Origin of the sequence: Xanthocytophaga agilis, from assembly GCF_030068605.1 — a bacterium.
GTDB classification, from domain to species: Bacteria; Bacteroidota; Bacteroidia; order Cytophagales; family 172606-1; genus Xanthocytophaga; species Xanthocytophaga agilis.
The window spans coordinates 561,695-576,232 of record NZ_JASJOU010000001.1; the positions used below are offsets into that span (position 1 = coordinate 561,695).

Genomic DNA, 14,538 nt, shown 5'->3' on the forward strand with positions numbered 1-14,538 from the left:
TTTCACAATGATATGGAATTACTTGGCAGTAACCGGAAACTGTGAAATCCGAAGAACGCTACATCCATATGGAATCAGGGTAATTTCCTCTTCCGGTCCTGTCTCCAGCCCGTAAATAACGCTAAAAGGAATTGGACCTGTCATATCATTGTAGATTCCCCACGAAGGAATTTTCTTCCCTTTGGTACGGATCAAGACCGGAGCATTGTCCAGATTCCACGGATAAACAGGCATTTGCTCTTTTTGTTCTACGCGAAATGCCTGTTCCAGTTCTTTGTCGTCCATTGCCAGCAGGGCATAATTCCAGTCTGATTTAGGTCTCACTTCATAATAGGTATCCCCATATACATCCGGATCTTTTGTATTTGTTACTTTATTCCACTGCTCTTCAATCCGTAAGGCATACGTCAACGGTCCGCGCTCTACAGAGATTGAGTTTTCATGCCAGCGATTTCGGAATATATGCATTGGTAATGTTAATTCCAGTACATCACCCGATTTCCATTCACGTGAGATCACCACAATCTGATTGCCATCCGCCTCACGGAGAGGCTTTCCATTTATAGAAATAGTAGCACGCTTACACCATTGTGGAATCCGCAGATGGAAAGGAAAAGATACTGCCTTTGTTTTCTTGTCCAGTGTAAGTTTGAACTGAATGTTTTCACGAAATGGATACTGTGTTTGTTCCTGTATAGTTACCTGTGTACCTTCTCCGACATACGCCTTTACTTCACTGGGAGCATACACAAGCGCTGCCAGCCCTTTATCTGCTGTAGCATACCATAAGTTTTGGGTAAATTTAGGCCAGCCCTGGTGCATATTTGACGTACAACAGGCAAATCCTGTCAGCAGACCATAACATACATCGGTGCCCTGATGATTGCCATCTTCCGCAAAGTTACGTATATACCGGGTTACCATTACCTGGTTGGCCTGCTGGAAATACTGGCGGTTCATGTAGTCATCGGTAGCTTGAGTAGGTAAGGCATTAAAGGCGACTTTTTCTAATTGATCAGCATAGCTGACCTGTCCGGTAACAGGTAGTATACTTTCCAGCGAAAACATCATTTCAACGGCTGAACAAAGCTCTGAACCTTGCGTAGGGTTGTTACCATGCAGGGTTTCATCCCCGCCATAAAGTCCATGTGCCAGTCCATTGTATTTTCGAAGGTCGGCAAAGCCTTTTGTTACAGACTCTGCATACTTTTGTTCGGGATGCTGCTGGTAATAAATGAGAGGTTCTTTCATACCTTGTGCCAGATTAACACAATGGATACTACTTTGCTGGCTTAACAGATTTCCTTCCAGAAAAGCAGTGGTATAGTCAAACGTTTGTTTATGCATGAGATCTGCCAGTTCCAGCAGAAAGCTTTCGCCGGTAAGATTATACAGCCAGTAGACCACCATAAGGTTATCACCTGCCCGATAGCGAGCCCAGAATGTCCAGCGATCCAGCGGCTGTGAAGGCAGTTGTTTCAACTGATACCGGAAATAACGGGTCAACATGTCAAGCACTCGTCTATCACTTGTTGCCGAATAGTATTGCTTTAATATTTTCAGTACCACCATTCGGGGCCACCAGTCCAGGCTGTTGTCACGTTGGATACCTGGTTCGTAAGGATAGTCTTTGGCAGGTCCGAAATTGCCATCTTCACGTTGTGACTGTATAGCCCATTCTACCCAGGGTTTGGTTTTGCTGATTAGTTCTTTGTCATTGAGAATATAGGCCAGAGGTAATAACCCATCAATCCAGTAAGGACCTCTTTCCCATTGATCGCCATCACCACCAAGCCACCCATTACGTTGACTCATCACCAGTGGATATAGCTTGTCCAACTGTCCAGTAGCTCCGTTTTTCTGTCTGAGAAGTATTTCCTTCAGCCAACCTTCGGCATGGATGGCTCCCAATGGTAGTTCCAGATAGGGATTGGGACGCAAGGGTGATCGGTTTTGGATGTAGATAACATTCGTCTTTTGCTGTGCTAGAGAGGGGAAGCTTGTTAAAATCAACAAGCCTGCAAAAAACAATACATAACGAATTGAATACATGGTTGTACGAGTATGAAAAATAGAAACGAACATTCACCACACAGATGATTTGCGAGACAATAGTAGTCTTTTATTAGATTTTCCTGTGACAGATTTTCAAATTTATATTTTGTAACCTGTTACAGAAGTTTATTCTGTAAATCTATTGTTCATTATTTACACTTTACAGATGATAAAATTAGTTTTTAGATGCAACTTTTTCGTTGTTTCAGGGAGGGCATGGTAAACGCTTATCGAATGTTAGTTATTATAATCCCATTCTTTATAATATGAATATACTCAAATATAGCATGCTACTAATTATTACTATAATAATTAGTAGCAACTGTAAAAAATACCCAATCAAGACTTGTAATTTGAATAGTCCAGTTAAAGACCTTATATGACTAAAAGACAAGTTGATACTTCGCATGCACGTGACCAAATACTTGAAATTAACTCGTATGATTACAAGGGGTGTACTATATTTGAACTTCTAAGTTACTGGCAAGGTGGCTTTAATGTTTGTTATTCATACAATTGATTTTTTTATCAAACTATCTGTAACCCACAAATGAGTGATAATTTAACTAACAAAATAGCTATTTATAAAAGATAATCAGCCATCTGAAAAAACATAGAGTCCTATGCAGGTTAGCTCTAAAGAGATGTATCTGGTCCATATTCAGACTAATAAGGGTACTTCTATCCAGTGGGTTGTGGTGCAGTATGATGAGGTAGTAGCAATGAGTTTCTACTTATAACCTTTCTAACACAAAAGGTCTGCAGATACATTTATGCCTTTTGCTTGCTACCTTCAATGAAAAGAAACTTTAGTTTTGACTCTTCGATTACAATTCAATCGGATAAAGGCTATTTTGATATACACAATAATTATTATATAAAAATTATAGCTATTGTAATAAGTACTGAGTCCTATCTGGAAATGAATTTTTTACAGAAACTCCGGTCATTGGGTACCCGTTTCGGATCCAGTAGAAATAAAGCTCGTTTTTGAAAAAAATCTTTTTTAGAGTTTAGTCCCCTGATAGCTTATGATTTTTCAGGACGCTTAGAAGAAATAGGTTTTAAAGACAAAGGAGATAATGATTATGACTGGCTTATGTCTGAGAAACATGCATCAATAGATTCACATCTCGTTTTCTGCTTTGAAAATCAGGAATATCTTCGGATTAATTGTAAAACCTGTTATTTCATAAGCTGACGCATGTCTGTTTATTGCTATTCGTGTTATAATCTTACTTGCAATGATTACATCCGATAGTATTATTGCAATACTTTATGTGTATACGCTGAAATGCCTGAGTGCTTAAGCTAGTAGGGTAAGAAATTTGGTCAGGCTTTGTTAGCAAATTGGTTATGCCCATAAAAGCAACCTTTTCAGATAGCCTACTTCTGTCTGAAAGCCTTTTACGGTTATCTGATAAAAGCTCTCCCCATAAGTAAACGCAAAACGCCTTTCAATTATCAACTCCCTGGCTAGCTTCTTATAGATTAGCTCATGGGCTAAGCCTACTTTATACAGGAAATCCCATAGATCTCACAGGCTATCTGCTTCATTGAGAATACGTTGATTCTCATATAGGATAATATTGTTCCAAACCTTCTCATCATCTTTACTAATATTCTGATAGTATAATGTAGATAAACAATAATTTTAGATACGTGTTGTAAATATTGTATTAAAAATTATTGTTTGTAATTATATTTATTGTTTACATTGCGTCTTGTATTCTTTTTTGGTATTAAATTTCTTTACTTCGTATGAGAGCGCTACAACTATCCCGCATTCAAAAGCTAGACATTCTGCCAGCTTCTGCCTATTCATTTCTTGAAGTCTATAAGCCATTGACCCAAACTCATACCAAGTTACCCATTTTCGAGTCTTTAATACCCTTAGGATACCCTTCACCTGCTGATGATTATATCGACAGGCAACTGGATTTGAATGATATGCTTATTCAGAATAAGCTGTCGACCTTTTATCTCAGAGTAGTAGGGGATAGTATGAAAGGGTGCGGGATTTTTAATAATGCGTTGATAATAGTAGATAAGTCAAAGCGACCCAAAGATGGCAATGTGGTACTGGCAGCCATCAACGGAGAGTTTACCTGTAAGCGATTGAAGATAGAAAACCGAAAGGTGTACTTATGTCCTGAAAATAAGGACTACACTGATATTCTTATTACTGAAGACATGAACTTCCTGCTGTGGGGAGTAGTCACCTATGCGATCAATCCTTTTTCCTGAATCATCCTGAGTTGTGTAATGGGTACTAACTGTAACTGCTAAAAGTACATTCTTTGTGTTCGGACTAATTGACGCTAATAATTTTTATGTAAGCTGCGAACGGGTGTTTAATCCTGCCTTAGACAAAAAGCCTATTGTGGTGTTGAGCAATAACGATGGCTGTATTGTTTCCAGGTCCAATGAAGCCCGCCAACTGGGCATTAAGATGGGAGCACCGTACTTTGAGGCAAAGCCCTTGCTGGATCAACACCAGGTAGCCGTTTTCTCAAGTAACTATGCCTTGTATGGGGACATGTCGCAACGGTTGATGAGCTTACTATCGACGTTCAGTGGTGAGGTAGAGATTTATTCGGTGGATGAATGTTTTGTAGGTCTTGAGGGGTTTGAGCAGTGGAATCTGCTTGACTATGGGCACCAGATCCGGGAAACTGTTTTGCTACACCTAGGGCTTCCTACCTGTGTTGGTATTGCGCCTACAAAGACGCTGGCGAAGGTAGCCAATCTTCTGGCCAAAAGACACTCTCAAAAAGATTCCTCAACTCAGGGTGTACTGCTTTTGGATACGGAACAGAAATGGAAAGAGGCTCTTACCAAACTACGGGTTGAGGATATTTGGGGAGTAGGGAGACAGTATGCTAAAAAGCTACATAGCTACCACATTACCAACGCTGCTGATCTGGCGAGAGTAAGACCGGCCTGGGCAAAAAAACATCTGGGAGGGATGATAGGGGAGCGGTTGATTGCTGAACTCAATGGGGTGTCCTGTCTGGAAATGGAATTGACACCTTCTACTAAAAAGAGTATAGTGGTTAGCCGATCTTTTGGTAGGGTGGTGACTACAGAAAGTGAACTTAGTGAAGCGGTAAGTGTCTATGCCAGCAAGGCTTCCGAAAAGCTGCGTATCGAGAAGACAATAGCCTCTGTACTTACAGTCTTCATTCAGTCTTCACGCTTTAAGGAAACGCCATTCTATGCCTCTATCAGCATTACGCTGCCCTCTGCCAGTTCGGATAGCCGTGTACTGGTACATTATGCCCCGGAAGGCGTAAAGCGTATTTACAAAGAGGGTATTGAGTATAAGAAGGCGGGTATCTTACTGGATGGGATTTGCCCTGCTCATAGCCAGCAAACAAACTTGTTTGACGAACGCCCATCCAATCCGGCTCTGATGGCGGTTGTTGACAAGATTAATGCACGCTGGGGAGCAGGGACGGTGTTTCTGGCATCGAATGGCACGACTCAGGCCTGGCAGATGCTTTCGACGATGCGAAGTAATCGGTTTACGACTAAGTGGAAGGAGATACCACTGGTAAAGGGCTAGACTTGTTGCTTACTCTGTCAATTTGACTACAAATTAGAAGGTTTGGGGTTTAGCTTCTTATGAATGCTAGTGGTAGTCAGATAATTACAGATGTAAAAAGTCGTAGTCCTTTTTGCTTGGTTAATAATTTGTGCAACCTCTACCTAGCTTAGATATTCTTTGGAATAGGTAAAAGAAGATTCCACGTGACAAATAGAGTCTTCTTTGGTATCTGAGAGGAAGTATTCTCCAATCGGAAAGGCCGTCGGTTTTGTCACAAGATCCTTTAAGGAGGACAGGCAGGGCGTGTTTGCTACAGAAGGAGAGTAAGGGGATGAGCATTCCTTACAGTAAGACAAAAGGAGAATGGTGCTACTTTCATGAGAGTAATAACAGACAATAGTAAAGGAAAGTGATCTTTGCAAGAGTACAAAACTATCCGATCTTCAAACCTCCTGAGAATCGTGTATTCGCGTTTTGGGCCAGTATTTTCTACAAATGCATGATTCTGGCGCGTTTCAGGTTACATACTTTTTAGAGGTCTGGGCGATTTGGTTCAGAAATGCGATTTAAGGCATGATAAATCGTTTATAAGCCATTTTCCGCTGTGAGTCGATTAATACCAAAACAATTGAACTGGTAGTTAAATCTATAGAAGGGAGTTTTGACAGGATAATCAATTAGGTAATTCTGCAGTTGTCAAAAAGGAAATCTTTTTAAACATTTTTAGATTGTTTACAATTGACCTGGTATGGCTACAAACAATACAAAAAGTATATGTCCTTTTTAATAAGGACATACTTATGGCTTGGCGTAAAAATCCGTTAGTGCGAAAATCTTGTATTATAAACCGGATTTTCGCACTAAATCAAGTATATATAGTAGCAAGTAGTTAGAGAGTGAACATCCCATTGTCGGTAGTCTTCTGGAAAGAGAGCATATTAGGGTTGTATAAAGGGTTATTGACAGCCGTCTTTTACAGGTCATACCTTTGCTACTTGAAAAGGGCATTACAAATGATGTATCCAGGTCATTGAGGAATACTAGTATTCCTTTTTCACATCTGTCCTAATCCATTACTATATGATTTCAACTCAATATATTCTGGTATCCTTATGAAAAACCTAAAGACCACCTTAACAACAACACTACTAGTACTACTATGCTGCCTGATATTTGTCGGATGTAACTATAGCAAAGGAGCCAAGAAAGATCTCCTCACAGGTTTGTCATTCAACTACAATGGGTTTATTGTGCAAGATATGGCATTGGTAGATCCAGAAAATAACCGCATGACTGACAATAAAGTAAAGTTAAACACAGAGATAGCTATCGTAGCGCTTGGGATAAATAACTATGGACTTAGGGATGGCAAGGCTTTTCCGGGAATGAGTTTATTGGTAACTGATACAAAGGGAACTACAGTGCTTAAAGCCGACGACCTGTTTTCTGGCGATCAGGGCCATCCACCTGCAGACGCTACTGAATTACGTGGAAAGATCACCATTGCACAACCCATGGCAGCCGGCCAAACCTATCACGTTAAATTACGTATTTGGGACAAGGTGAAAGCCGACAATGAGCTAAATGCCGAAACCGACCTGGTTGTACAATAAGTAATGATTTAACTTATAAGGTATACAGCGAATTAAACTGGCATCCCTATTTTATTTTGGAGGGTTTTAAGAGAATGATTTCTTTTCCCTTAAAACTTTTTTCGTATCCTTTTGCTCTTTTTTGTTCTCCTGAAAGGATCTTCCGCCACGGCGGGACACGTGTCACCAATAGAGTGTTGTTTCCTTTCTGAGAGAAATATGTATTCCAATTTCAAAGGCTGACGTTCTTGTCACAGAATTCTTTCAGACGGACAAAAGAGGGAGAGCAGACAGGGAGAAGTGTTCTTTTCAAGAAGAGGGAATTATCCATTCAAGACGGGAAGTGAATTTTGAGTGTTTTTTCGTTATTCCTGAAAAGATCCCGGACAGGATAAGGATAACATGCTAGCTATTACCAGAAAGCAATACTGACTTGGAAAGTGAGTCCGCTTCTGGAAATTCGGATTCTGAATTGAAACGAGCAGAGATAGAATACAAGCAAAGTAGCTAATAAGAATGCATAAACAGATTGAATATACATTTGTTGGAGATACTGAATTGCTTCGATTGGTAAAATCCGAATGGAAGGGATATTGCATTACATCAGTTGCAGATATTGAATACTGGATTAAGAAAACGTACCAGAAACCGGATACTAACTCAGAAATAACCGCAACATTTATTATTGACTTAGAGTATAATTTGGTTATCCATGACAGACATTCCGAACATGTTGTCTGTGCTGCTGGAGAAAATGTATTGTCTGCAGGCGAAATAACTTTTGTATTACTTAAAAACAAAACATACTTCATTAGTCAAATCACCAATCAATCCACAGGCTATTGCCCTTCACCTAAATCCTGGGATATGGTAAAATGTGCATTAGAAAAGATTAGAATTCCATTTCCGGATTTTTTTACAACTGCATTCGAATTCCGAATTTGTGGTAGCTGTGGTTGGATTAATGTAATCAAAGACAATTATTTTGTTTGCATCAATAATGAATGTCAAAATCAATTACCCCCTAATGAAAATTGAGTGCGTCAAGCTTATTTTGAGAGAAAAAATTATCTCCAAACTCCAATGTCACCGGTCTTGTCAAACCTGTCCCGCCGTGGCGGGAAGGTTCTTTCAGAAGGACGGAAAAGTGAGTCTTCGTTTCAGGAGAACGGGAAAGAGACTTTACACATAAAGACTTTACCTGTCCAAAGTTAAGATAGTCCAGCCCAATCACGAACAATACTTCAGTGCACAGACATGTTTTGTTTTTATAAGCTGTACAAAACCTTAAAAGGCATAATTACGCATGCCACCATCCACCACAGCTACCGTTCCGGTAATGTATTTTGCTCGTGGAGAGACAAGGAAAACGGCCATGTTAGCCATATCCTGAGGCTCACCGAAATCGCCCAACGGAATTGCCTGTTCCGCAAATCGTTGACGTTCCTCAACCGGAAAAAAGGGGCGGATGTTATTGGTATCAATCAGACCTGGCTGGAGGCAATTGACTCTGATGCCATACTTGCCTAGTTCACCCGCAAGTTGTTTTGACCAAGCCGTTACTGCAGCTTTGGCAATGGCTGATACATTCAACTGACGTAGTTCATAGGTGCTGGTGAGGTTGAGAATTGCTCCCTGCTTTCGTTCTATAAAATGTGGTATAAGCAGATGTGTTAACTTGCGGTGTTGTTCAAAGTCAAGCGTCATAGCGGCAATCCAGTCTTCTTCCTTCCCGGTAAGGGGTACAGGCCTGCTACGGCCTGCATTGTTTATCAGAATATCTACCTGCCCTAAATTGTCTAACGCTGCCCTGGCTATTTGCTGAGGTGCTTCTTTGTCTACAAAGTCTTGAACCAATAAAACAGGTTCTGTACCTCCTGAAGCCATGATATCTGATTTTAAATCGTTAAGCAACGCTTCGTTACGGGCAGTTGCCAGCACTTTTACACCTTCAAGGGCAAGCTCTCTGGCAATGGCTCTTCCTATACCCTGACTTGCTCCGCTTACAATAGCCGTTTTCTTGTTTAAATATAAGTCCATATTGCTGAAATTTTTGTTTTTTGCAATAGTAGGGCTTTGCGCGTATTTTTGATTTACCTGTAATGAATTGTGTGCTACTATAAAATTTGTAAGTAATGCCAGGCAGAAAAACAACCTCCACCTTTACCCGCAATGAGCAATGCATTATCAACTGCAACCTCACCTATGCGGTGCATATACTCAGCGGACGATGGAAACTGTTGATTCTTGATAAACTCAAACAAAGACAGATGCGGTTTAGTGAATTAAAGAAGGAGTTTTCCTATATCTCTGAGCGTATGTTAACCTTGCAGTTGCAAGCAATGGAAGAGGATGGCCTTCTGGAGCGAACTGTCTATCCGGAAGTGCCGCCAAGGGTAGAATACGAACTTACGGAAATGGCTATTGAACTGACTCCGATACTGGAGCATCTGAGCCAATGGGCAGAAAAGAACCGAAAGAAAGAAGCTGCTCACACACAGGCACAACAGCCTTAACAGGCATACAGAACAGGAGGGATAGAAACATATCTTCAGCAGAAATGATGCAAGTCTTTCTTCAATGCTGTCAGAATAAAAGTTTCTCTCTATTTATCCTCCTAAAAGGTCTTCCTGTCACGCCTTGACTTGGGCGGGAAGGTCTTTACTGGAGGCCAGGAAGAGTGTATTGATTTCAAAACAACAGATTATGGAGAGGTTAACATGCGCTTTCTTATGTTGACAACATAGATTGTTACTCCTGCCAGTGGGGTATTATCCTCTTCTAGATTGTAAAAGCGGATGAATCAATCCACTAAAAGAAGGAAGGAATATATGACTAAGTTTAAAGTACATCTCATTTTTATTGGTATTTTACTTTCTTCTCTGGAATGTTCCCCTTCAAAGAGAGAGTCATTTAACATTGATGTATTGATGCCTTTAAAATACACCAGCGTTCCCTTGGACATATTAGTTAATTTTCCCCAAAACTACAATGGCTTGAATATAGAGACTGAGGGGTACTTTATTGCTACATTTGAAGATTTGGCAATCTATAAATCAAAATTTGATTACTACTCTGATTCAAAGAACAAGGCTATCTGGATAAATTTTAATTCTGAGTTGAATTCAAACTTGGATGATACATGTAAGAAGCTAAACAGAAGATATGTAATCGTCAGAGGCAGATTTATTACAAAAAGTAAAGGCCATTTAGGTAACTATGTAGGAGAGGTTGACAATGTATATTATATTTCTAGTAACTAATTTTAAAATGTTTGTAGTAAGAGTCTGCTTTTAAGAATTATTTACCCTGTAAATACGAATCCTCACTCTGTTTATTAGTATGTATTTCTTCTTGAAAGTAAGGTTACTGCTTCTATTTATTGAAGGATTCCTGTGTTATACGAATATATTCAGCCAGCAAAATGATTTATTCTGTCCACCTAACTTAGATCAATGCCTGATTGAGATGAATAAAGTCGTCTCCGTGGAAAATAAAAATACCATACGTTCTTGTTCGGAAGATAGTCTGAGAAAACTTCAAAGCTACAAGAATAATTTGCTGGAAGCATACCATTACAGAGTTGACTGCGGTGTATTTGGAATCCTCAGGGAGAAAAAAGTTTATTTGAGAGAAGATATCTATCATTTTCTTTTACTAACGTTTCATAGGTATCTGAACGGGTATGAATTAGATACAGAAGGACAATTTGAGTATTATAATACAGTTTTTTTAAGGAAAGAAGAAGAACGAAAGCGAAGAATGGAGCAAGACACTATTAATGGTGTCTACATTCCGAAAGATTTACAGGATTGCTTTCGGGAGTTGGATAAAAAACTCACTGCAGAAGAGAAAAACCAAATTGCCAGCCTTGCCAGTGTAGATGATCTGATTGCGTACCACCGTGGTCTCGGAATGTGGATACGAAATGCATGGGGCTTATGGGGAGGATCTCGTCTTTTGAAATATTTTAAAGATACTGGTTTTGAGTTTGTGATGGCTGATGACTTATCAGTAGAAATACTAATAGGGTATTACAAATACCTACAGCAAAAAACAAAACCATAAATAGTCCCCTGTAAATAATTCCATCTTTCATGAAAGTTCCAAGTGGGCAAGACAATTACTATACTCTGTGGGATTTGAAGCTGGCCCGTATTCTTACTCCGATGTAACATGACGTTAACTTAATCCTTAATGAAAGTTCAAATGGATATGGTATTTACCTTCGAAATAACTACTATTCCTGAACATAAGGAATTACGCTATTATTGGGCTCATTTGGAAGGCTCACTTGCTATCTCTGTTGACAATGTACTCTTTTTTGAAGAGTCAGATATATGTTTGATTGAGTTAGCGAATGATATGCATAACTGGTTACTATCTGGTAAACTCAATACGCAGCCTGATTTTATTTATAAAACTGTTGATTACTATCTTGAACCAATCCTGATTTTTGAATATATCAATGATGACTATTATAAAATAGAATCGATCTGGCAAAAAACAGAACTGACACAACTGGTATCAAAAATTAGCATCATTACTGCATTTGAAACTTTTCTGAAGAATTTAGAGATAGAGTTGGCACAAAAGTTAACTATCAATTTAAATGAATTATTGCGCAATTTAAATCAAGAGGAGGAGAACTAGTGACGATATAATTGATTTTACTTTTTTGAGAATAAAATGTGTTTTCAAAAAAGGTATCTTCCAAGATACCGAATCCATAATTTGGTAGGTTAGAGCATATATTAATTAAGAGCATACACTAATAAAGGCTTATTCATACATAACCCTCCTTATAGCAGAAATGGCATTTACAAGGGAGATTCCTTCTGGCCCATTGGGCATGGATATAGTCAAAGATGGTTGCGTATACAGATCTAAAATTAGTAGAAAAGATGCATCCAAATCTGATTTAAACACAGGATTGAACTTTACTTCCTTTATCTCTTCTATTTCTATAAAACGAACATCCTGACTAGTATCAAAAAGCATAAATCGTCGGGAAGATAAAAGAATAGATTCATTATCAGTTGTTGTAAAATAGTATATTAGAAATTCATCGGTTGACAAGTCAATTCGTTTCAATAAATGTTCAATATCTACCTTATTATGAGTTTGCTCATCTATTTGGAATTGTGCTCTTCTAGCCGATATTCTTTTTAATGCTCTCTCTTTACCTATGTAATGCATACATCCGATTTATCATTTTACACCACTTGAGCCTATTGCCTCACTCACTTCTCGCCTTATTGTCAGCCAATACTACAGCAATCGTCAATAGGCTCAGGCAGGATTCGAACCTGCAGTACTACCCCGAATTTATATCCCGTTTGTATGGAAGTACAGTTTACGGCAACGTTCATATGGACACCAGTCCACTTCTGAGCTGTGTAAATATAGCGATTTAGCAGGTTGATTTGTGCTATATGTAAAATGAATTTTATAAAAGTAATGGATAAAAATATAGTCTGTTGTTTGTAGGTTGTATATTTGTTACATACTATCTACCATTGTATACTTATTCATAGAAGGAAACAGATAGCTTATACTACATGACAGAAAACGTTTATAATTCATTTGATGAAGATTTCTGTGGGTATCTGGAGTTTTATCTTACCGCAGCTTTTGAGCAGCGTAAAGATAAGATATTGAGGTCATTCTAGTGTGATGGAGTGGCAACAAAACCCTGGTACAAAGAGGAGGATAACCTGAACTATGTAGGATATGAAGCAATTCAGAAGAATCGAAAGATAATGACTGCTGCTTGGTTAGGTTCCAGTGGACAAGAAAGGTATGAAATGACAATTATCTTAGGTGAACTGGCTTTGGCAAGACATAAAGCAGGAGAGGACCTGATTGAGTGTGTGCCGGAGCTGGACAATACCGAATGGATCTATATTGATCCGGATAATAAGATTATTGAGATTACCCTACTCTGAGAAGCTTAGTAGGAGAAGAAGGGCCATTTTTCCCAAAATAAATAACGAAAACCACATATAAAACAATAAAATGGAAGAACTACACACGAAAAAGAAAACATTAACTCTCTATTCATTATTTGGTGTTTTGGTTGGAGTATTTGTAGTTCAGTATTTTTTTAGAGCTCCTGGGTTAGATAAACAATTACTAAACGCAGCCAGTGAGATCAATAAAACCTGCCCTGTCATGATTGACCAGGAAACTCGTCTGGACAACACATTTAGTACTTCTAAAAGCGACTTTCGGTACAATTATACTCTGGTTAATCGTAGTAAGGAAGAAATAGATGTGGCAGCCTTAGAAAATTATATAAAGCCTCCGTTAATCAAGAATATCAGAACAAATCCTGAAATGAGCCTTTTCCGGAATAATGAAATTACACTAACTTATACCTACAAGGATAAGAATGGCACATTTGTACTCAGTTTACCCATCAAACCCGAAGAGTATAAATAGGAAACTACTGAAAACAATATCAGTCTAGATCCTACAAATTTGTTATTGTCTTTCTCGGCATGGACTGTAGCATGCTTGTGATGAGTAAACTTCAACCCATTTACAATACAGGTGTACAGTCTATCCAATATGATTTCTCTTATATACTCGTAAAATACCTATCAGCCACCCTATCTATGGTAAGTGATTACGCACACCAGACCTACCTTATATATAGGCTAAATCCTTTTATTTTATTCCGATATTTATTCGTATGAAAGTTTTTATTCCACTTGTTCTTTTTTTCGTTTTTGTTATTCGTTGTGAGGCTCAACTATTTGCCTCCTATAAGCAAGGATATTATATCGATGCCAATGGGAGTGTTCATCAAGGCTTAATCAAAGCGGGTGCAGGTGATAACTTCCCTATAAAGTTTAAAGAAACTAAAGAGAGTAAGATGTTAAAATGTAAGCCTGACGATATAGCAGGATATGTAATAGATAAGGATTCATTTGCTGTAGTAAGAAATTTTGAAGTACCTTACTCGTTAACAGGTGCTATTATCGATGTGGCTTTTGCTAAGGTGATTAAGGTAGGGCGAGTAACTTTATATCAGAATACTGTTTTATTGGGTGCAGGCAATACCCAGGTTTCTATGGAAAGTTACCTCTTGAAGAAAGGCAATAATCTTGATATAGTCAGAGTACCCACTGGACCTGGGAGGTTTAAAAAACGACTATCTGAGTTCTTCTCTGACTTTCCCAAAATGAGCCAGCAAATCGAAAATGGAACGCTTACCTACGATTACATACTCATTATGGTCGACAACTATAATAAAGAGTTCAGTACTAAAACCTCCTCTGCAACTCCTTGACAGACTTCCCATTTGTAGCTTTCTGTCTGTTAACAATGTCATCT

14 protein-coding genes are annotated in these 14,538 nt (G+C 38.8%); 11 read left to right on the top strand and 3 right to left on the bottom strand.

The window, feature by feature from the left end; translation table 11 throughout:
• Nucleotides 1-18: 18 nt before the first annotated feature.
• Nucleotides 19-2,052: a beta-L-arabinofuranosidase domain-containing protein gene (locus QNI22_RS02250; protein WP_314508964.1), complete on the bottom strand. Its 2,034-nt coding sequence runs from the start codon at nucleotides 2,050-2,052 to the stop codon at nucleotides 19-21.
• Nucleotides 2,053-3,816: 1,764 nt separating this feature from the next.
• On the opposite strand from QNI22_RS02250, the gene QNI22_RS02255 reads away from it, so the two are divergent.
• The 4 genes from QNI22_RS02255 (at nucleotide 3,817) to QNI22_RS02270 (ending at nucleotide 8,235) form a co-directional block, all read left to right on the top strand.
• Nucleotides 3,817-4,302, top strand: a complete 486-nt coding sequence (locus QNI22_RS02255; RefSeq protein ID WP_314508966.1) for a LexA family protein — start codon at nucleotides 3,817-3,819, stop codon at nucleotides 4,300-4,302.
• A gap of 55 nt (nucleotides 4,303-4,357) precedes the next feature.
• Entirely contained in the window at nucleotides 4,358-5,623 is a 1,266-nt protein-coding gene (locus QNI22_RS02260) for a Y-family DNA polymerase (RefSeq protein ID WP_314508967.1), read from the top strand.
• Between the two features lie 1,094 nt (nucleotides 5,624-6,717).
• Nucleotides 6,718-7,218 (top strand): hypothetical protein, encoded by a 501-nt coding sequence (locus QNI22_RS02265; RefSeq protein ID WP_314508968.1) that lies wholly within the window; start codon nucleotides 6,718-6,720, stop codon nucleotides 7,216-7,218.
• A 495-nt stretch (nucleotides 7,219-7,713) separates the two neighbouring features.
• Complete coding sequence (locus QNI22_RS02270) at nucleotides 7,714-8,235, top strand: hypothetical protein (RefSeq protein ID WP_314508969.1); 522 nt, start codon at nucleotides 7,714-7,716, stop codon at nucleotides 8,233-8,235.
• Between the two features lie 249 nt (nucleotides 8,236-8,484).
• On the opposite strand, the gene QNI22_RS02275 is transcribed toward QNI22_RS02270, so the two are convergent.
• Entirely contained in the window at nucleotides 8,485-9,237 is a 753-nt protein-coding gene (locus QNI22_RS02275) for an SDR family NAD(P)-dependent oxidoreductase (RefSeq protein WP_314508970.1), read from the bottom strand.
• Nucleotides 9,238-9,332: 95 nt separating this feature from the next.
• Between QNI22_RS02275 and QNI22_RS02280 the strand changes: the two genes are divergently transcribed.
• The 4 genes from QNI22_RS02280 (at nucleotide 9,333) to QNI22_RS02295 (ending at nucleotide 11,850) form a co-directional block, all read left to right on the top strand.
• Entirely contained in the window at nucleotides 9,333-9,713 is a 381-nt protein-coding gene (locus QNI22_RS02280; protein ID WP_314508971.1) for a winged helix-turn-helix transcriptional regulator, read from the top strand.
• Nucleotides 9,714-10,028: 315 nt separating this feature from the next.
• Complete coding sequence (locus QNI22_RS02285) at nucleotides 10,029-10,460, top strand: hypothetical protein (protein ID WP_314508972.1); 432 nt, start codon at nucleotides 10,029-10,031, stop codon at nucleotides 10,458-10,460.
• Nucleotides 10,461-10,665: 205 nt separating this feature from the next.
• Complete coding sequence (locus tag QNI22_RS02290; RefSeq protein ID WP_314508974.1) at nucleotides 10,666-11,265, top strand: DUF6794 domain-containing protein; 600 nt, start codon at nucleotides 10,666-10,668, stop codon at nucleotides 11,263-11,265.
• Between the two features lie 129 nt (nucleotides 11,266-11,394).
• A complete protein-coding gene (locus QNI22_RS02295; RefSeq protein ID WP_314508975.1) occupies nucleotides 11,395-11,850 on the top strand; it encodes a DUF7878 domain-containing protein in 456 nt (151 codons plus the stop codon).
• Between the two features lie 129 nt (nucleotides 11,851-11,979).
• On the opposite strand, the gene QNI22_RS02300 is transcribed toward QNI22_RS02295, so the two are convergent.
• Entirely contained in the window at nucleotides 11,980-12,396 is a 417-nt protein-coding gene (locus QNI22_RS02300) for a hypothetical protein (RefSeq protein WP_314508976.1), read from the bottom strand.
• A 482-nt stretch (nucleotides 12,397-12,878) separates the two neighbouring features.
• Here QNI22_RS02300 and QNI22_RS02305 point away from each other — a divergent pair, with 482 nt between their 5' ends.
• The 3 genes from QNI22_RS02305 to QNI22_RS02315 all read left to right on the top strand — a co-directional run bounded on the left by QNI22_RS02305 (nucleotide 12,879) and on the right by QNI22_RS02315 (nucleotide 14,494).
• Nucleotides 12,879-13,145: a hypothetical protein gene (locus QNI22_RS02305; RefSeq protein ID WP_314508977.1), complete on the top strand. Its 267-nt coding sequence runs from the start codon at nucleotides 12,879-12,881 to the stop codon at nucleotides 13,143-13,145.
• A 70-nt stretch (nucleotides 13,146-13,215) separates the two neighbouring features.
• Nucleotides 13,216-13,641 carry a hypothetical protein gene (locus QNI22_RS02310; protein WP_314508978.1) on the top strand — a complete coding sequence of 142 codons (426 nt, stop codon included), beginning with the start codon at nucleotides 13,216-13,218 and terminating at the stop codon, nucleotides 13,639-13,641.
• A 253-nt stretch (nucleotides 13,642-13,894) separates the two neighbouring features.
• On the top strand, nucleotides 13,895-14,494 hold the full coding sequence (locus tag QNI22_RS02315) for a hypothetical protein (RefSeq protein WP_314508979.1): 600 nt from the start codon (nucleotides 13,895-13,897) through the stop codon (nucleotides 14,492-14,494).
• Nucleotides 14,495-14,538: the final 44 nt, after the last annotated feature.

Bases quoted from the DNA above. Each gene is read 5' to 3' on its own strand.
- QNI22_RS02250 (WP_314508964.1), bottom strand. From the start codon at position 2,052: ATGTATTCAATTCGTTATGTATTGTTTTTTGCAGGCTTGTTGATTTTA.
- QNI22_RS02275 (WP_314508970.1), bottom strand. From the start codon at position 9,237: ATGGACTTATATTTAAACAAGAAAACGGCTATTGTAAGCGGAGCAAGT.
- QNI22_RS02295 (WP_314508975.1), top strand. From the start codon at position 11,395: ATGAAAGTTCAAATGGATATGGTATTTACCTTCGAAATAACTACTATT.
- QNI22_RS02310 (WP_314508978.1), top strand. From the start codon at position 13,216: ATGGAAGAACTACACACGAAAAAGAAAACATTAACTCTCTATTCATTA.
- QNI22_RS02280 (WP_314508971.1), top strand. From the start codon at position 9,333: ATGCCAGGCAGAAAAACAACCTCCACCTTTACCCGCAATGAGCAATGC.
- QNI22_RS02270 (WP_314508969.1), top strand. From the start codon at position 7,714: ATGCATAAACAGATTGAATATACATTTGTTGGAGATACTGAATTGCTT.
- QNI22_RS02285 (WP_314508972.1), top strand. From the start codon at position 10,029: ATGACTAAGTTTAAAGTACATCTCATTTTTATTGGTATTTTACTTTCT.
- QNI22_RS02265 (WP_314508968.1), top strand. From the start codon at position 6,718: ATGAAAAACCTAAAGACCACCTTAACAACAACACTACTAGTACTACTA.
- QNI22_RS02300 (WP_314508976.1), bottom strand. From the start codon at position 12,396: ATGCATTACATAGGTAAAGAGAGAGCATTAAAAAGAATATCGGCTAGA.
- QNI22_RS02315 (WP_314508979.1), top strand. From the start codon at position 13,895: ATGAAAGTTTTTATTCCACTTGTTCTTTTTTTCGTTTTTGTTATTCGT.
- QNI22_RS02255 (WP_314508966.1), top strand. From the start codon at position 3,817: ATGAGAGCGCTACAACTATCCCGCATTCAAAAGCTAGACATTCTGCCA.
- QNI22_RS02290 (WP_314508974.1), top strand. From the start codon at position 10,666: ATGAATAAAGTCGTCTCCGTGGAAAATAAAAATACCATACGTTCTTGT.